Genomic DNA, 17,381 nt, shown 5'->3' with positions numbered 1-17,381 from the left:
CTCGGCATCACCGACCGGGTTATGCGCTACTACTTGAGCAGCCAAGAGTCGGCCACCTACCGACCAGCGCCCTATGCAATCCAGTACGCACTTGAGCAACTGGCTGCATACGCCACGAAGAAGCGAAGAGTTAAACGAGTCTGAACCTGGGTGGGTCACCGGCAAGTGGAATGAGTATTCCAAAGAGTATTCCAAACAAAAAACAAAAAGATAAAAATTATAAAAATCAATAGGTTATTTGCCTTATTCAGATAACCCCGGCACTTCAAAAAAGACGCCCCCCCAGACGTCTTTTTATACCCGCAACCTCCGCTACCCCCTCCCCCTCCGCTCAAACGCCGCCAACACCGTCCGTTCCGACTGCACCAAATACCCTTCCAGCATCACCACCGCATCCCCCGCACGTCCTTCCTCCACACACCGAAGTATCGAAGCATTCATGTCCAGAAACGGAAGGTGCAAAAACTGCGGATCATTGAGCAACCCAAACGCCAACCGCAATTCAGCCGATATCTGCCCGTAGAACACCAGCAGGCGCGGGCTGTCGGCGAGTTCGACGATGGCGGTGTGGAACGCCATGTTGGCCGTGCCCACTGCCACCCAATCCTTGGCTTCGCGTGCGCGTGCGCCGGCTTCGACGGCTTGCTGCATGTGCAGGGCGCCGGGGTGTTGGGGGTAGCCTTGGGCGATGGCCTTGCATTCGATGAAGCGGCGCACGCGGTAGATGTCGATGATCGAGGCCATGTCGGGCGCTGCGACCGTGACGCCGCGGTTGGGTTCGTGTTTGAGCAGGCCTTCGCGGGTCAGCACTCTGAACGCTTCCCTCAGGGTGTTGCGCGAGATATCCAGAGTCTCGGCCAGTGCGGCTTCGGACAGGCGTTGGCCGGGCACGAGTTCGCCTTCGACCAGCATTCTGCGTATTTCCTGGGTGATGGATTCTCCCAGCGTGCGAGGAAGAGTGGGAGGTGCGTCGTTCATAAGAAATCCAAGGTAGGAATAACCGCGCGGTTATTCCATCAGAGCTGGGTGCAAGGCACAAGGATGACGCAGGGAGCGTGCTTCATTAAGTAGCAGCTTGCGGGCTTTGGGTAACAATTGAGTGCACATGAATCACTCATCAACAACAGATTGTTCAACAATAAACCCTTTATCAACCAACACTTAGGTGCCGATTCATGGCTTCTGGTACACACATTGCTCAGTCGAGGTATCTCTCACCGTAGGAACGATGCCGTGACACAGACCCCTCAAGCGTTCACCAAAGACCGGCGCGCCTCTCTGGTGGCGGCGATTTTCATGATGGCGACGTCGGCCATCGGGCCGGGCTTTCTGACGCAGACGGCGACGTTCACGGCGACCCTCGGCGCGGCGTTTGCGTTCGGCATTCTGGCCTCGATCCTGATCGACTTCGTGGTGCAGTTGAACGTCTGGCGCATCGTGTCGCTGACGCGGATGCGCGCAGCGGACCTGGCCAACGCGGCAATCCCCGGGAGTGGCTACCTGCTGACATTGCTGGTGCTGTCCGGCGGCCTGGTGTTCATGCTGGGCAATATCGCCGGTGCGGGCCTGGGCTTGAATGCGTTGACCGGCCTGGACCCCAAATGGGGCGGGGCGTTGAGTGCGCTGCTTGCCATCGCGATTTTCTCCTCCCATCGCGCCGGCATTGCCATGGACCGCATCATGATGGCGCTGGGCATTCTCAAGGTGTGCCTGATCCTGTTCGCCGCCTTTGCCACCCATCCGCCGTTGGGCGAAGCCCTGCGTCAATCGGTGTGGCCTGACTTCATCGACTTCGCCGCCATCACCACCATCGTCGGTGGTACGGTCGGCGGCTACATCACCTATGCCGGTGCGCACCGGCTGCTCGACCGGGGCACGGTGGGTGTGGAAAACATTGAAGCGGTTTCCAGGGCCGCGCTGACCGGCATTCTGGTCACGGGCGTGGCGCGTTATGTGCTGTTCCTGGCGATTCTCGGGGTGGTGGCCAGTGGCGTCGTCATCGACGTGTCCGGCCAGGGCGCCAACCCTGCGGCCCAGGCGTTCCATGCGGCGGCGGGTAATATCGGCATGATGATGTTCGGCCTGGTGCTGTGGGCGGCGGGGATCAGCAGTGTGATCGGCGCTTCGTACACATCGATGTCGTTTATCACGGTGTTTTCAAAACGCATCACCGAGCGCGGGCGTCACCTGGCGACCGTCGTGTTCATTGTCATTTCGCTGGCTGTTTATCTGATGCTGGGCAAACCACCGGCGGCGCTGCTGGTGTTCGCCGGCGGCTTCAACGGGCTGATCCTGCCGCTGGGCCTGAGCATCTTCATGTACGTGGGCTGGCGCCGCTCCGATCTCATGGACGGCTACCACTATCCTCGCTGGTTGCTGGTGCTGGGTATCCTCACCTGTCTGCTGTCGTGGTTCATGGCCTACAAGTCGGCGGGTGCCATCTTTGCCTTTATCGGCGCGGCCTGATTTAACCGGAGGTTACTTTTGATGCGTGCAATTGATCTTAACAGCGACCTGGGAGAGAGCTTCGGCGCCTGGAGCATGGGCGACGACAGCGCGATGCTCGATGTGGTGACCAGCGCCAACGTCGCCTGCGGTTTTCATGCCGGCGACCCGGCCGGCATGCTGCGCACCCTGCAAGCCGCCGCCGGCAAAAACGTCACCATTGGCGCCCATGTGGCCTACCCGGACAAGGTCGGCTTCGGTCGCCGCAACATGGACCTGGCCAGCGATGAACTGACCGCCGACGTGATCTACCAGATCGGTGCGCTTCAAGGTTTGGCCAGGGCTGCGGGCACGTCGGTGCGCTACGTAAAACCCCACGGCGCGTTGTACAACACCATTGCCCACGACCGTCGCCAGGCGCTGGCGGTGATCGCCGCCATCCGCGCCATCGATCCCACGCTGATACTGGTGGCCCTGGCCGGTTCCACGCTGATCCAATGGGCGCGCGACGAGGGCTTGCAGTGTGTCGCCGAAGCCTTCGCCGACCGGGCCTACACGCCGCAAGGCACGCTGGTGTCGCGACGTGAACCGGGCGCGGTGCTGCACGATCCGAAACAGGTGGCGCAACGCATGCTGCGCCTGGTCGAAGACGGCACCATTGAAGCCATTGATGGCACGCGCACCCGCATTGAAGCCGACTCCATCTGCGTGCATGGCGATAGCCCAGCAGCGGTGGACATGGCGCGCGAACTGCGCCGAGTGCTGGAGCAGGCCAACCTGTCCGTGCGGCCGTTTGCGGGAGATCGCCCATGAATGCCTTCGCCCGCGCCCGCGAGGCGGCCATTGACGCTGCCCGGCAAGCCCGTCAAACCTACCGTGACGGGCTGATAACCCCTACGGCCGGGATTGCCCCGGGCATGACCCAGGCCAACCTGATCGCCCTGCCGCTCGAATGGGCCTACGACTTTCTGCTGTACGCCCAGCGCAATCCCAAAGCCTGTCCGGTCCTCGACGTCAGCGACGCGGGCAGTCCAAGCACGCTGCTGGCGCAAGGCGCAGACCTGCGCACCGACCTGCCGCTGTACCGCATCTGGCGGGACGGAAAAATGGTCGACGAAGTCAGCGACGCCACCCAGGCCTGGGCCGAGCACGGCGACATGGTGGCGTTCCTGATCGGTTGCAGCTTCACCTTTGAAACCGCCCTGCAGGAAGCGGGCATCGAAGTGCGGCACATCGCCGATGGCTGCAACGTGCCGATGTACCGCACCCACCGCGCCTGTCGCCCGGCGGGACGCCTGCACGGTGAAATGGTTGTGTCCATGCGCCCGATCCCGCCGGATCGGGTGGCCGAGGCCAGCGCAATCTCCGCGCGCTATCCCGCCGTCCACGGCGCCCCGGTGCACATCGGTGAGCCTGCACTGCTGGGCATCCAGGACCTGAGCCGACCCGATTTCGGCGACGCAGTGCGCATCGAGCCTGGCGAGGTGCCGGTGTTCTGGGCCTGCGGCGTGACGCCCCAGGCGGCGGTGGCGGCGTCGGGTGTGCCTTTTGCGATCACCCACGCGCCCGGCCATATGTTCATCACCGATGTGCCTGACAGCACTTACCACGTCTAGGAGTTTCCCGTGCGCTTTCTACCGGTCAACCTGGACACCCTGCTCGTCGAATTGAACGACCTCGACCAAACCCTGGCCCTGTTCGACGCCCTGATGGCGGAGCCGATTGCCGGCGTCGAAGAAATCGTGCCCGCCGCGCGAACGCTGCTGATCCAGTTTCGTCCCAGCGCCATCGCGCGCCAGGCGCTGGTCGAGCGTATCGCCGGCCGGGACCTGAGCCAGCGCCGCGAAGGCGAGCAGCGCCGGGTGGAAATCCCCGTGCACTACAACGGCGAAGACCTCGACGAAGTCGCCACCCTGCTGGGCATCAGCCGCACCGAAGTGATACAGCGCCACACCGCCCATGACTACAGCGTGGCCTTTTGTGGCTTTGCACCGGGTTTTGCCTACCTCACCGGCGGCGCCGGTTTCCAGGTGCCGCGCCGGCAAACCCCGCGCACCCGCATACCGGCGGGCGCCGTGGCCCTGGCCGGAGACTTCAGTGGCGTCTACCCCCAGGCCAGCCCCGGTGGCTGGCAGATCATCGGCGTCACGCCGTTGCAGATGTGGGACCTGAACCGCGCCGAACCGGCCCTGCTGCGCCCTGGCTATAAAGTGCGATTCACCGACGCCGGCCCGCTCCCGGCCGGCGGGTTGCCCGCTACCAGCGCCGCCGCGCGTGCCGCCGCCCCAAGCGGCGCCTGCCTGGAAATCATCAGCCCCGGGTTACACAGCGTGTTGCAGGACATGGGCCGCCCCGGCCAGACCGACCAGGGCGTGTCGCGCTCCGGCGCGCTGGACCTCGGCGCCCTGCGCGCGGCCAACCGCGCCGTGGGCAATCGCTCGGACATGGCCTGCGTGGAATCGGTACTCGGCGGCCTGAGCTTCGTTTGCCACGGCCATGGGGTGATCGCGGTCACTGGCGCGCGCACGCCGATCACCATTACCAGCGCCAGCGGCCTGCAATGGACGGCCGACAACTACCAGCCCATCGAACTGGCCATGGGTGATCGTGTCAGCCTGGGCGCACCGTTGGCGGGGCTGCGCAGCTACCTGGCGATGCGTGGCGGCTTTGACGTCACGCCGGTGCTCGGCAGCCTGTCCACCGACACCCTGGCCCAGGTCGGCCCCCCGGCGCTCGCCGTCGGCGACCGCCTGGGCTTTACTCCACGCACCACCGGCACCAGCGTATCGCTGCAGGAAGCGCCGGCCTTCGAACTGCCGACGGCAGCGCACATCGTCACCCTCGACGTGGTGATGGGGCCACGCACTGACTGGTTTACCGAAGACGCCGTGCAGCGCCTGAGCAGTCAGTTGTGGCGCGTCACCTCGCAGTCCAACCGCGTCGGCATTCGCCTGGCCGGAGACATGCCGCTGACGCGCAGCAATCACCAGGAATTGCCCAGCGAAGGCACCGCCGTCGGCGCCATCCAGGTCCCGGCCAGTGGGCAACCGGTGCTGTTCCTGGCCGACCACCCGCTGACCGGCGGCTACCCGGTGATCGCCGCCGTGGCCAGTCACCACCTGGACCTGGCCGGGCAGATACCAATCAATGCGCAGATTCGCTTCAACCCGCTGAGCGCATTCAGCGAAATCCAACCGCGCACAGATGCCTCTTTTTCAACTGCCGATGCGAAGAAAACCCCATGAAAAAATTACTGATCGCCAACCGTGGTGAAATCGCCGTCCGCATCGCCCGCGCCTGCCGTGACTATGGTGTGCAATCGGTTGCGGTGTACGCCGACGCCGACATCGACGCCCTGCACGTGCACCAGGCCGACGAAGCCTATGCCCTGAACGGCCAGCGCCCGGCAGACACCTATCTGGATATCGAAAAACTCCTGGCCATTGCCAAACGCAGCGGCGCGGATGCCGTGCACCCAGGCTATGGTTTTCTGTCCGAGCGTGCCGACTTCGCTCGCGCGGTGATCAACGCAGGGCTGGTGTGGGTCGGCCCCAACCCCGAGACCATCGACGTGCTGGGCGACAAGGTCGAGGCGCGCAAACTGGCGCAGCAGGTCGGCGCTCCGCTGGTCGCCGGTACGCCTGGCCCGGTCGAAAGCGCGGCCCAAGTGCTGGCGTTTGCCGAGCAGCACGGCCTGCCGATTGCCATCAAGGCCGCCTTTGGCGGTGGCGGGCGCGGCATGAAAGTGGCCTGGCGCCTGGACGAGGTCGCCGAATTGTTCGCCTCGGCCGTGCGCGAAGCCGAAGCGGCGTTCGGCCGTGGTGAGTGTTTCGTCGAGCAGTTCCTCGACCGTCCTCGGCATATCGAAGCCCAAGTCATCGCCGACAAACATGGCAAGGTCGTGGTGGTCGGCACGCGTGACTGTTCGCTGCAACGCCGCAACCAGAAGCTGGTGGAAGAAGCCCCCGCGCCGTTCATCAGCGACGCCCAGCGCGAGCGTATCCATCAGTCGGCCCACGCTATTTGCGCCAAGGCCGGTTACGTCGGTGCCGGCACGGTGGAGTTTCTGCTCAGTCAGGATGGCACGCTGTCGTTTCTGGAGGTCAACACGCGTCTTCAAGTCGAGCACCCGGTCACCGAAGAAACCACCGGCGTGGACCTTGTGATCGAGCAACTGCGTATCGCCGACGGTTTGCCGTTGTCGTTCAGCGAAACGCCAGTGCCGCGCGGCCACAGCTTTGAATTTCGCATCAACGCCGAAGACCCGGGCAAAGGCTTTTTGCCCACCCCCGGTCACATCAGCGCATTCCAGCCACCCTCCGGCCCCGGCGTGCGCCTGGACAGCGGCGTGGTCACGGGTTCGAGCGTGCCCAGCACCTTCGATTCGATGATGGCCAAGCTGATCGTCAGCGGCGCCACCCGCGAACAGGCCATCGCCCGCGCCCGCCGTGCCCTGGCAGAGTTCAACATCGAAGGCATCGCCTCGGTGCTGCCCTTTCATCGGGCCGTGATGGAGCATGCCGACTTCACCGGCGCCGACCGCTTCGCCGTGCACACCCGCTGGATCGAGACCGACTTCGCCGAACAGATCACCCTCGCCCCACGCAGCGCGTTGTCGGCCGACCCCGAGGTGCTGCGCACCTTCGTTGAAATCGACGGCAAGCGCCACGAACTGGGCCTGCCCGCCGCCCTGTTGCGCGGCATCAGCCTCAACGGACCGGCTCCCGCCAGCGCCAGCTCAAGCCCCAGCCAGGCCGCAGATCCACAAGCGGTGCTGACGCCGGTCGCGGGCAACCTGCATGCCTGGGTCGTCGGCGACGGCGACTCGGTCAGCGCCGGCCAAGTGATCGCCGTGGTGGAGGCGATGAAAATGGAAACCTCGATCCTCGCCCCCTGCGCGGGCGATGTTCAGATTGCCGAACAGGCAGGTGCTTATTTCGAGGCTGGCTGCGTGATTGGGCGTATCAAGACAGCCAATTGAGCTGAACGCTTCGCCACAGCTGCACGCGCAACGAGGGATTAGCTCGATTGCCGCGTGCAGCCTGCAGAAAACCGCAGGCAGGACGCGAGCAAAAACCGCACGCTCGTTCACGAATTGTTAAGAAACACCTCCCTATACTTGCCGATTGCCATGTCCGCTCCCCCGAGCGGTCCCCTGCCCCGGTAGCCACACTCCATGACGCGTCCCGTTCCTCTGCTGCTTCTGCTCGTTGGTCTGTTGTTCTTCTTCGCCTTGGGTAACCATGAATTGCAAGGTTCCACCGAGGCCCGTGTGGCCGGGATCGCCATGGCCATGCACCTGGACAACGACTGGGTGGTGCCGCGATTGTTTCAGGAGCCTTTTCTGGAAAAACCGCCCCTGAGCCTGTGGCTCGACGCCGGCGCGATTCGGCTGTTTGGCGCCAGCACCGGGGCGGTGCGTCTGGCGTCGGCGTTTGCCGGGCTGTTCAGTGTGATGCTGTTGTATGGGATGTTGCGCACCTTCGGGCGGCCAAAAACGTTGGCGTTCAGCGCGGCGCTGATCCTGGCGACCATGGCCAGTTACTGGGGCAATGTGCGCGGCGTGGGTGAGGATTCATTGCTCAGTCTCGGCGTGACGACCGCGCTGCTGGCGTTTTACCAGGCCGTGCGGCCTGATCGCGAAGGCTCCAGCACGTGGGCCTGGGCGCTGTTCGCGGCCGGAATGGTCATCGCCACCCTGAGCAAGGGCGTGCTGGGCCTGGCGATGCCGGGCATCGTGATCTTTGTGTACCTGGTCAGCATCAGCCTGATGGACAAGCGCCTGAGCATCGGCGACTGGCTCAAGCCGGCGCTGTTTACCCTGTTGGCGTTGGTGCCGCTGGTGATCTGGCTGGGGTTTCTGTTTCAGCGCGACGGGATGCAGGCGGTGGGCGAGGTGCTGTTGACCAACAGTGTCGGTCGCTTCAGCGGCTCGTTTGTCGAAGCCGGGCATTACGAGCCGTTTTACTACTACCTGGTGAAGCTGCCCGAGGCGTTTTTGCCGTGGAATATCCTGGTGTACCTGGGCCTGTGGCACTTTCGCAAAAGCCTGGTGCGCAACCGTTATCGCCTGTTTTTCAGCGTGTGGCTGGTGGCGCAATTTACCTTGCTGACCCTGGCGTCCAGCAAGCGCACGGTGTACCTGATGGCGCTGACGCCGGCCGCCGCCGTGCTGGCCGCCGAATATGTGCGCGTGCTGCTGGCGTGGCTCAAGGAACACAAGCCTGCGCTGTACGCGCACCATCGGCGCGTGATCGGCGCGGTGTTTATCCTGGCCATCACCTGCTACCTCACGGCGGCCTTCTGGTTCGCGCCCAAAGCGGACGTGCGCCACTCGTTCGTGCCGGTGATCAGCGAGATCCAGACCCTGCTGGACCAGGGCAGAAACGTGGTGCTGTTTCAACCCAACGAGCGGATCGCGGGCGCCAGTGTGTTTTACCTGCGCGCTTACCTGCCGATCCTGCAAACCGAAGCGCAATTGCGCAGCTACCTGGCCGCCAAACCCGGCAATGTGGCGCTGCTGGATCGCACCGAGCAACTGCAGGAAAAGGTCACGGTGACCAAACAGATGTCGATCAATCGCCAGCCCTACTACTTCATCGAGCAGTAAGGCCGGCGCGGTGCATCAGTGCTTGGTGAGTTTGTCCAGGTAACCCATGGCGAACGCCGAGACCACGAAGGTCATGTGGATGATCACGTACCACATCAAATGCTGCGGATCGACGTTCTTGGCGTCCATGAAGATGCGCAGCAGGTGGATGGAGGAAATCGCCACGATGGACGCCGCCACTTTCATCTTCAGCGAAGATGAATCCATAGTGCCGAGCCAGTTGAGCTTTTCCTTGTTGTCATCGATGTCCAGCTGCGAGACAAAGTTCTCGTAGCCGGAAATCATCACCATCACCAGCAGGCCGCCGACCAGGGCCATGTCGATCAGCGACAGCAGCACCAGGATCAGCTCGGACTCGGCCATCGAGAACACGCTCGGCAGCAGGTGGATCACTTCCTGGAAGAATTTCAGCGCCAGCGCCAGCAGGCCCAGGGACAGACCGAAGTAGATCGGCGCCAGCAGCCAGCGCGAGGCGTACATAGCATTTTCGATAAAACGTTCCATTGAATCTCACACAGCGTGGCTAGAAATGGCGGCGAGTATACCAGCCGCTGCCAGCCGCCTGTCACCGCGAGAAAACTGACGTGTACGGCATCTGTAAGCGCGTTTATCTGCTAGTGTCGAGCCCATCAAATCGACTCAATGTTGTCGGACAGGAAAACTTGCAATGATGGATGTGCGATCTCCCTTGGCCAGCGTCGGCCTGTGCGCGGCACTGCTGCTGGCCGGCGGCTGCTCTCCCAGCGAAGAGCAGAAGCAGGCCACCCTCGAAGAGAAAACCGCCAAGTTCGAACAGTCCCTCGACGGCATCCAGGACCCCAAGCTGCGCGACGCCATCGCTGACCTGGGCGGTTCGCTGTTGCTGCTCGAGCGCGCGCAAACCAAGCTCGCCAGCAAACCCATCGAGCCCGAGTACGGCGAAGACACCCTGGCCCTGCTCAAGCACTACCCCACGCCGCAGGCGCTGGTCGATACCTACATCAACGGCCTGTTCGTGCTGCGCAGGGCCTCCCATTCGGACTACCTGACAGATTTGCAGCCGGTATTCCCCTTTACGTTCAATGTGCCGGAGCAGTTTCCATTCCCCCACAACCTGGAATGGCAGTCGGTCACCTTGAGCAACAACAAGGTGATTCCGTTCCAGCCGGAATGGTCGGAAACCGATCCCGGCATTCAGTTGAGCCCGAGCAGCTCCAACCTGACCAACCCTGACGACCTGACGGTGACCTACCCGTTTTTCGACGGTATCGAGACCGAAAACAAGAGCCAGCCGCAGCCGGTGAGCCTCAAGGGCGCGGTGGAAGTGGTAGCGCCCGGCAAGGTGCTCAGCTTCGACCTGTCGAAAAAGGACGTCGGTCACACGCGCACCGAAGGCACTGTCAGCGTCAACCTGCTACTGCTTGAAAAGAACTACGCCGAGCTCGAACTCACCAACAGCGCGCCCCTGGCGCCGGAACTGGCGGATGATTCGCCCAATCCGCTGCTGGTCCAGGCACGGGACGTTACCGGGCAGTTTCTGACGCGCTCGGGCTCGATCAACGAAAGTGCTGCGCAAGTGGCGTTCTACGAAAAACAACTGGCCGAGCTGCAAAAGCAAAAAGCCTGGTCACCGGCCCTTGAAAAACAGCTGACCGATGAGCAAAAAGCCTTCGAGCAAAAACAGCACCGGTCTTACGCCAAGGTCTACTTCAATGGCGTGATCGACTCCCTGCAAGTCAATGTGCTGGACTTTTCCACGGTCACCGTCACCCGCAAGGAACTGGACCTGCCGGTCCTGCGGTTTGACAAAAACAGCCTGGAAAAGACCGTGCAAGCCTTGCCGATGCCTGTCACGGTGTACGACGACGGCGCCGCCAGTTGGCTCAAGGACGCGTCGATGACCGAAGACCAGCTGAAAAACAGCGTCACCATCAGCCAGTCCGTCGACGATGCCAGCGCTGCGCATGTGGTGTTCGATCACCCCTTTACCTTCAACGACGACCTGGTGGGCGCCGAGCGCAACAGCAGTGAGGCGCCGGTGACGTTTTTTACCGCCGACGAAAAAGGCGGGCGCGGCGACCCTATCGAGTTGCCCACCGAGGCCTTCGAACTGAACCCGGCGCGCGGCATGCTCACCTACGACCTCAACCTGTTCCCGGAGAACCCGGCGTTCGTGGTGGGCTCGATCCCGCTGTTCCTGGCCACTATCGAAAAAACCACGCTGGATGCGGCCAAGTTGCCCAAGGGCCTGGCGCTCAAGGACAACGCGCTGATCGTCGATCAACAAGCCTTCCCCGCCGACAGCTGGCGCTTCTACGCCAAGGACGCCAGCGGCAATTACCTCAAGGAAATCCTCGGCGTCAGCCACCGCGCCGAGGAATACGGCACGGCGATGTTCGACGTGCATTACTTCTACGGCCAGCCGACCCGCCTGGAAGGCTACCAGCGCACCGACCTGAGCACCGTGCAATACGGCTTCGAGGTCAAGCTGGACAAGCCGGAAAGCAAATAACGCGGTGATTACAGGGCGAGGCGTTCTTGCCTGCGATTGAGTTGGCGCAGATAGGCCTGCAAATGCAGGCCCCATATCGGCGGCTCGCGCCTCTGCACATAGCCTTGCAGCGTGAGGCCGTCGACGATGGTGCCCAGCAGGGTTTCAGCGGCGCAGGCCCCATGAAACGGGCCCTCGGCCTTGATGGCGGACGGCTGCTCGCCGGCCATGCCTGCTGCGAATAACAACATCCACAGCCCGCTGTCCCCCGCTAGCGGGCGCACGGTGCATTCGATACGGGTTTCCAGGCCCAGGCATTGACGGATAAGGCAAAGGTTGCGCGGCATGGCGGCGCCCCTCGGTAGACTGGTTTAACTCAGAATAGAAGAAAACCAAGACAAACCAAGGCTGTAGAGACCAACGGCGATAAACCGTCAATTTAACGTCTCGCAGCAAACTCGAACCTCTGTGGCGAGCGGGCTTATTGTGGCGAGCGGGCTTGCCCCGCGTTGGGGTGCGAAGCGCCCCCAATCGAGCAAAACGCGGTGTACCTGATACGGCTCAGCGCCTGGCTTTGGGGCTGCTGCGCAGCCCAACGCAGGACAAGCCTGCTCGCCACAGGGAATCTGCGCTTAACTGAACGGCATTAGGGCTTGCCCCCTCTCACACTGGTTACTCAGCGTCAGGTCGGTTTGGCTTCGGCCAGCGCCAACTGCGCCAGCTCCTTCTCCGCTTCTTTCAGGTCTTCCTCGCTGATCATCTCGGCAATCGCGCGCAGGCGCTCGACCACCCGCGCATTCACCGTGCCTTCGGGGAATTGCCCTTCGTCGTCGGGCTCGCCGGCGTCCTCGCCCACCAGCAGGCTCAGCGCTTCATCCGCCTGGCGCACCGCGTAGATGTGAAACTGCCCGGCGCGCACGGCCTGCAGCACTTTCTCATCCAGCATCAGCGTGGCCACGTTGGCCTTGGGAATGATCGCACCCTGCTCGCCGGTCAGCCCGCGCGCTTCACAGAGGCGGAAGAAGCCCTCGATCTTCTCGTTGACCCCGCCCACCGCCTGCACTTCACCAAACTGGTTGATCGAACCGGTGATGGCGAAGCACTGCTTGAGCGGCGTTTTCGACAGCGCAGAGATCAATGTGCACGCCTCGCCCAGGGACGCACTGTCGCCGTCCACATAACCGTAGGACTGCTCCAGCGCAATACTCGCCGAGATCGCCAGCGGGAATTCCTGGGCATAGCGGCTGCCCAGGTAACCGGTGAGGATCATCACGCCCTTGGAGTGAATCGGCTGCCCAAGGTTAACCTCGCGCTCGATGTCGACAATGCCGCTGCCGCCCGGGTACACCGTGGCGGAAATCCGCGCGGGCACACCGAACGCCGAGTCGCCGACTTCCAGCACGGTCAGGCCGTTGCACTTGCCCACGGCAGCGCCGGCGGTGTCGATCAGGATCACCCCGGCGAGCATGTCATCCAGAATCCGCGCCGAGACCCGCCCCGTGCGCGTGGCCTTGGCCTTGAGCGCGCGCTCGATATGCCCGGCATCGGTCATCTCGTCCCCCGCCAGGTGGCGAATGAAATCCGCCTCGCTCACCAACTGGAACAAATCACCGATGCGCGCCGACAGGCGCCCCTGGTGTTCCGCCAGCCGCGCGCTGTAAGTGGCCAGCCGCGCCACGGCATCCGAGGTCAGCGGCGCCATGCCTTCTTCCGACGTGCGGGTTTTGAGCAACTGGGCGAACTGCTCCAGGCTTTCGTCGACCATCGGAATGTCTTCGTCGAAGTCCACCAGCACCCGGAACATCTCCTGGAAGTCCGGATCGGCGTCCTGCAACGCGTAATACAGCTGGCGCGAACCGATGATGATCACTTTGACCTGCAGCGGAATCATCTGCGGGTTGAGGGTCACGGTGGCCAGGCGGCCCAGTTCGCCCAGGGGCGACTCCATCTTCAGTTTGCGCGATTGCAGGGAGCGCTTGAGCGCGTCCCACACGAACGGCTCGCCGAGCATTTTCTCGGCCTCAAGGATCAGGAAACCGCCATTGGCGCGGTGCAGGGCCCCCGGACGCAGTTGGCGATACGTGGTGTAGAGCGCGCCCTGGTCGGTGCTGTATTCGATGCGGCCGAACAGGTTGTCGTAGGTCGGATGCGGCTCGAACACCACTGGCGCGCCACCGTTGACCGCATGGCCCACCACCAGGCTCGGGCAGTATTGCTCTTCGAGCAGCTTGCGCGCCTGGGCGTCGGTCTTGGCGTCGTCTACCAGTTGCTCGACCACGGTTTTGAGCAGGTACACCTGCATGGCTTGCAGGTAACCGCAAACACCTGCGTTCTCGGCGTACTTTTCCGACAGCGGCGCGAGCAGAGGTTGCAGGGCCAGGGTGATGGTTTCTTCGTTGAACTGGCGCAGTTGGTTGTTCGACTCACGCTTCCACTGCGGCAGGCTGGCCAGTTCTTCGTTGAGACGCTCTTCCAGCTCGGAGATGTCCGAGTGGAAGCGCTCGCGATCAGCCTCCGGCAACTGCGAGAACTCGGCCTCGTCCAGCGCCTTGCCGTCGAGCATCGGGGTGAAGGCGATGTTGGTGCTGTCGCGGTACAGCGCCACGTCCTTTTCCAGGGCCAGGCGCTCGATCACGTCCAGGGCCTTGTCGTAGCGCTGGTTGAACGCGCGGTCGATGGCGCTTTTGCGCTGTTGATAGGTCGGGTGTTCGAACACCGCCGGGAAGGTTGCCACCAGGTTGTCGACCAACCCGTTGATATCGGCGATGAACGCCGCCGCGCAGCCGCCCGGCAATTCCAGGGCACGCGGTTCGCGCGGCTCGTCGAAGTTATTCACATAGACCCAGTCCGACGGGGTCTGCAGGCGCTTGCCTTCGGCTTTCAGGTAGCGTTTGACGAACGAAAAGCGACCCGTGCCCGGCTCGCCCATGACAAACACGTTGTAACCGGGGCGTGGCATGGCCACACCGAACTGCAAGGCTTCAACCGCACGTTCCTGGCCAAGCACACCGCGAAAGGGCTCCAAATCATTGGTGGTCGAGAAGCTGAACTGTTCAGCGGAGAAAGGGCGAGTCAGCGCTTCGGGCGCTAGACGCAAGCTGGCAGCAACAGGATCAGGCATCGGGCTTCCTTACATCAGGCGGGGCAGATAACGGCATTCTGGCTCCCCCTTGCGCGCTCTGGCAAGGCGAGCTGTAGGGAAAGCATAGACAGCGAGCGCGTCCTGCAAAAAAATCGCGACAACGGCGATTGTTTTATAAAAACCCACGGAACCCTTCGAACGTGCCTAAACTCCAAACTGCGCGGGTTGGACTAATAACTGGCCCCTAGGGCGCGATCAAGCGCCTGAACCCCTTGTCCATTGGTTTGCACACAAAGAGAACAAAGCTATGAAACGGATCCTTCTTGGTACTCTTTTCACCGTCGTCTCCCTCAATGCAATGGCAGAAGCACCAGGCGGCCCGAACTGCGGTTGGGGCAACATGTTGTTCGAAGGCCAGCGCGGCACTCCAGCTCACTTCCTGGCTTCCACCACCAACGGCACCTCGGGTAACGCCACCTTCGGCATGACCTCGGGCACCAACGGTTGCAGCACCAACAGCGCCCTGACCTACGGCGGCAAGTCCTGGATTGCCATGAATGGCATGATGAACGAGCTGTCCGAAGACATGGCCAAGGGCAACGGCGAAGCACTGACCACCTACGCCGTGGTACTGGGCGTGGCGCCAGAAGACCGCGAGCACTTTGCTGCCGTGACCCACGAGCACTTCCAGCAGATCTTCAGCAAGGCTGACGTGACCGCTGACGACGTGCACAACAACACCCTTGCTGTACTGAAAAGTGATTCGCGTCTGGCGAAATACGCTACCCAGGCTTAAGCTCGACCTGCCCGCGCCTCTTGAGGCGCGGGTTTTATTTTTTGGGCCCGCCTCCCCTTTGGGTCTCACTTTTTCCGACTTAAGTAGCCCTTATGCTCAAACGCTTTGCCTGGCTGGCACTCTTCGCCTGCGCCCCGCTGTACGCGGCCCCGCATATTGATGATCAACGTTTGCAGCAACTGGCCAACGATCCGTTCTGGCTATCTCTTGGCCATTACGAAGCCGGCAAGATCAAAGGCTGGCGCAGCTATGTCAGCGACAAAAAATTCTTTCTCGCAGCCGACGGTGCCCACCACCCGGATGCCGAGCTCAAGGCCACCGTTGAAGCGTTGTATGCGCCGGCCAGCCTTGGCGAAAAACACGCCCAATGCGTTTACCCCGCGCGCACCCGCTGGCTCAAGGCGCAGTTGCAACTCAACGACCTGCCTGCGCTGGAGTGCAAGGAGTTCACCCAGTGGTTCAAGGACGTCGCGCCCCACAGCGCGGTGATGATCTTCCCGGCGGCGTACCTCAACAGCCCGTCGTCGATGTTCGGCCATACCCTGCTGCGTATCGACCAGGCGGATGTGCAACGGGACAAGACCGCGCTGCTCAGCTACGCGATCAACTTCGGCGCCTACATCGAAGGCTCTGACAACAGCATTCTCTACGCCTGGAAGGGCCTCGCCGGCGGCTACCCCGGCCTGTTCGCCCTGGTGCCGTATCAGGAAAAACTCTCGGAATACCGCAGCCTCGAAAACCGTGACCTGTGGGAATACCGCCTCAACCTCACCGAAGTCGAGACCAGGCGCATGGTCGAGCACGTGTGGGAACTCAAGCAGATCAAGTTCGACTACTTCTTCTTCGATGAAAACTGCTCCTATCGCCTGCTGGAATTGCTGCAAGTGGCGCGCCCCGGCCTGCGCCTGACCGAGCAATTCCCCCTCACCGCCATCCCCACCGACACGGTCAAGGCGGTCAAGGACGCGGGCCTGGTAGAAAAAATCGATTACCGCCCGTCCCGCGAGCGCGAGTTGCTAGAGCGCGCCAAGCCGCTGGACGGCGATGAGCAGCAATGGGTGCTGAAGATCAGTGACGACCAGAAGCAGTTGCAGGCGCCGGGTTTCAAGGCGCTGCCGCGTGACCGCCAGGCGCTGGTCATCGACGCCGCCTACCGCCTGGGCCGCTACCGCGCCAATGGCCTGGAGCGCGACACCGCCCGCTCCCAGCGCAGCTTCGAATTGCTGCGCGCGATCAACCAGAACCCTGCGCCGGACCTGAAAATCACGCCGCCGGGCCTTCCGGAAAACGGCCACGAATCACGCACCTGGCAGGCCGGCATCGGCACCCGAGGCGACAAGGCCTTCGGCGAATACGGCCTGCGCATGGCCTACCATGACCTCAACGACAACGCCGAAGGTTTCCCCTTGGGTGCGCAGATCGAAATCCTGCAGATGAAACTGCGCCAGTACGAAGGCAATCACTGGCAACTGCAGCAACTGGACCTGGCCACCATCCGCTCCCTGACCCCGCGCAACGCCCTGTTGCAACCCTGGTCATGGCAAGTCACCGGTGGCCTGGAGCGCGTGCCGGGCAAACACGACGACGAAACCCTGGTGGCCCACGTCAACGGCGGCGCAGGCGGCACCTGGCAGCTGAGCGACGACATGCTCGGCTTCGCCCTTGGCACCGTGCGCGTGGAACACAACAACGACTTCAGCGAAGCCATCTCCCCCGCCGCCGGCTTCAACACCGGCGTGCTGTGGAAAAACCCGCTGGGCAACCTCAGCCTGGAGGCCAAGGGCGACTTCTTCACCAATGGCGAAGTGCGCCGCAGCATCAGCCTGAACCAGCAGTGGGAGCTGTCCCGCAACCTGGGCCTGCGCCTGAGCGCCCAGCGCGAGTACAGCCACCTGTCGACGCCGGTGAATGAAGTGATGCTGGAAGTGAAGTGGTATCACTACTGACCCACGCCAACCCATAGGGCCTCTGTGGCAAG

13 protein-coding genes are annotated in these 17,381 nt (G+C 62.7%); 9 read left to right on the top strand and 4 right to left on the bottom strand.

Annotation, left to right across the window (positions count from 1 at the left end):
• Positions 1-312 precede the first annotated feature (312 nt).
• Complete coding sequence (locus ACXX81_RS01905; RefSeq protein ID WP_209984954.1) at positions 313-978, bottom strand: GntR family transcriptional regulator; 666 nt, start codon at positions 976-978, stop codon at positions 313-315.
• A 255-nt stretch (positions 979-1,233) separates the two neighbouring features.
• Between ACXX81_RS01905 and ACXX81_RS01900 the strand changes: the two genes are divergently transcribed.
• From ACXX81_RS01900 to ACXX81_RS01875, 6 genes are all read left to right on the top strand, one after another.
• Positions 1,234-2,466 (top strand): NRAMP family divalent metal transporter, encoded by a 1,233-nt coding sequence (locus tag ACXX81_RS01900; protein WP_231422613.1) that lies wholly within the window; start codon positions 1,234-1,236, stop codon positions 2,464-2,466.
• A gap of 21 nt (positions 2,467-2,487) precedes the next feature.
• Positions 2,488-3,258, top strand: a complete 771-nt coding sequence (locus ACXX81_RS01895; protein WP_231422612.1) for a LamB/YcsF family protein — start codon at positions 2,488-2,490, stop codon at positions 3,256-3,258.
• Positions 3,255-4,061, top strand: coding sequence for a putative hydro-lyase (locus ACXX81_RS01890; protein WP_458571122.1), 807 nt, complete (start codon positions 3,255-3,257; stop codon positions 4,059-4,061). The genes ACXX81_RS01895 and ACXX81_RS01890 overlap by 4 nt, the downstream gene beginning before the upstream one ends.
• Positions 4,062-4,070: 9 nt before the next feature.
• Positions 4,071-5,690 carry a 5-oxoprolinase subunit B/C family protein gene (locus ACXX81_RS01885; protein WP_458571121.1) on the top strand — a complete coding sequence of 540 codons (1,620 nt, stop codon included), beginning with the start codon at positions 4,071-4,073 and terminating at the stop codon, positions 5,688-5,690.
• Complete coding sequence (locus ACXX81_RS01880; protein WP_231422609.1) at positions 5,687-7,426, top strand: acetyl/propionyl/methylcrotonyl-CoA carboxylase subunit alpha; 1,740 nt, start codon at positions 5,687-5,689, stop codon at positions 7,424-7,426. The genes ACXX81_RS01885 and ACXX81_RS01880 overlap by 4 nt, the downstream gene beginning before the upstream one ends.
• Before the next feature lie 195 nt (positions 7,427-7,621).
• Entirely contained in the window at positions 7,622-9,055 is a 1,434-nt protein-coding gene (locus tag ACXX81_RS01875; protein ID WP_322214553.1) for an ArnT family glycosyltransferase, read from the top strand.
• A gap of 15 nt (positions 9,056-9,070) precedes the next feature.
• On the opposite strand, the gene ACXX81_RS01870 is transcribed toward ACXX81_RS01875, so the two are convergent.
• On the bottom strand, positions 9,071-9,559 hold the full coding sequence (locus ACXX81_RS01870) for a TIGR00645 family protein (RefSeq protein ID WP_024077486.1): 489 nt from the start codon (positions 9,557-9,559) through the stop codon (positions 9,071-9,073).
• A gap of 163 nt (positions 9,560-9,722) precedes the next feature.
• On the opposite strand from ACXX81_RS01870, the gene ACXX81_RS01865 reads away from it, so the two are divergent.
• A complete protein-coding gene (locus ACXX81_RS01865; RefSeq protein ID WP_458571120.1) occupies positions 9,723-11,546 on the top strand; it encodes a hypothetical protein in 1,824 nt (607 codons plus the stop codon).
• An 8-nt stretch (positions 11,547-11,554) separates the two neighbouring features.
• Here ACXX81_RS01865 and ACXX81_RS01860 read toward each other — a convergent pair whose 3' ends face one another.
• Complete coding sequence (locus tag ACXX81_RS01860) at positions 11,555-11,872, bottom strand: PA4575 family protein (RefSeq protein ID WP_209984978.1); 318 nt, start codon at positions 11,870-11,872, stop codon at positions 11,555-11,557.
• Between the two features lie 335 nt (positions 11,873-12,207).
• A complete protein-coding gene (locus ACXX81_RS01855) occupies positions 12,208-14,646 on the bottom strand; it encodes a Lon protease family protein (protein WP_209984981.1) in 2,439 nt (812 codons plus the stop codon).
• Positions 14,647-14,914: 268 nt separating this feature from the next.
• Here ACXX81_RS01855 and ACXX81_RS01850 point away from each other — a divergent pair, with 268 nt between their 5' ends.
• Positions 14,915-15,403: a DUF3015 domain-containing protein gene (locus tag ACXX81_RS01850; protein ID WP_017253712.1), complete on the top strand. Its 489-nt coding sequence runs from the start codon at positions 14,915-14,917 to the stop codon at positions 15,401-15,403.
• A gap of 92 nt (positions 15,404-15,495) precedes the next feature.
• Positions 15,496-17,349: an Lnb N-terminal periplasmic domain-containing protein gene (locus tag ACXX81_RS01845; protein WP_458571119.1), complete on the top strand. Its 1,854-nt coding sequence runs from the start codon at positions 15,496-15,498 to the stop codon at positions 17,347-17,349.
• Positions 17,350-17,381: the final 32 nt, after the last annotated feature.

The sequence above is a fragment of the Pseudomonas sp. GNP013 genome, from assembly GCF_054343995.1.
This window is presented reverse-complemented; position numbering and strand designations above follow the sequence as displayed.

What these genes read in the sequence shown, in the direction of transcription:
- ACXX81_RS01905 (WP_209984954.1), bottom strand. Translation starts at nt 978, where the DNA reads ATGAACGACGCACCTCCCACTCTTCCTCGCACGCTGGGAGAATCCATC.
- ACXX81_RS01895 (WP_231422612.1), top strand. Translation starts at nt 2,488, where the DNA reads ATGCGTGCAATTGATCTTAACAGCGACCTGGGAGAGAGCTTCGGCGCC.
- ACXX81_RS01890 (WP_458571122.1), top strand. Translation starts at nt 3,255, where the DNA reads ATGAATGCCTTCGCCCGCGCCCGCGAGGCGGCCATTGACGCTGCCCGG.
- ACXX81_RS01880 (WP_231422609.1), top strand. Translation starts at nt 5,687, where the DNA reads ATGAAAAAATTACTGATCGCCAACCGTGGTGAAATCGCCGTCCGCATC.
- ACXX81_RS01875 (WP_322214553.1), top strand. Translation starts at nt 7,622, where the DNA reads ATGACGCGTCCCGTTCCTCTGCTGCTTCTGCTCGTTGGTCTGTTGTTC.
- ACXX81_RS01870 (WP_024077486.1), bottom strand. Translation starts at nt 9,559, where the DNA reads ATGGAACGTTTTATCGAAAATGCTATGTACGCCTCGCGCTGGCTGCTG.
- ACXX81_RS01865 (WP_458571120.1), top strand. Translation starts at nt 9,723, where the DNA reads ATGATGGATGTGCGATCTCCCTTGGCCAGCGTCGGCCTGTGCGCGGCA.
- ACXX81_RS01860 (WP_209984978.1), bottom strand. Translation starts at nt 11,872, where the DNA reads ATGCCGCGCAACCTTTGCCTTATCCGTCAATGCCTGGGCCTGGAAACC.
- ACXX81_RS01855 (WP_209984981.1), bottom strand. Translation starts at nt 14,646, where the DNA reads ATGCCTGATCCTGTTGCTGCCAGCTTGCGTCTAGCGCCCGAAGCGCTG.
- ACXX81_RS01850 (WP_017253712.1), top strand. Translation starts at nt 14,915, where the DNA reads ATGAAACGGATCCTTCTTGGTACTCTTTTCACCGTCGTCTCCCTCAAT.
- ACXX81_RS01845 (WP_458571119.1), top strand. Translation starts at nt 15,496, where the DNA reads ATGCTCAAACGCTTTGCCTGGCTGGCACTCTTCGCCTGCGCCCCGCTG.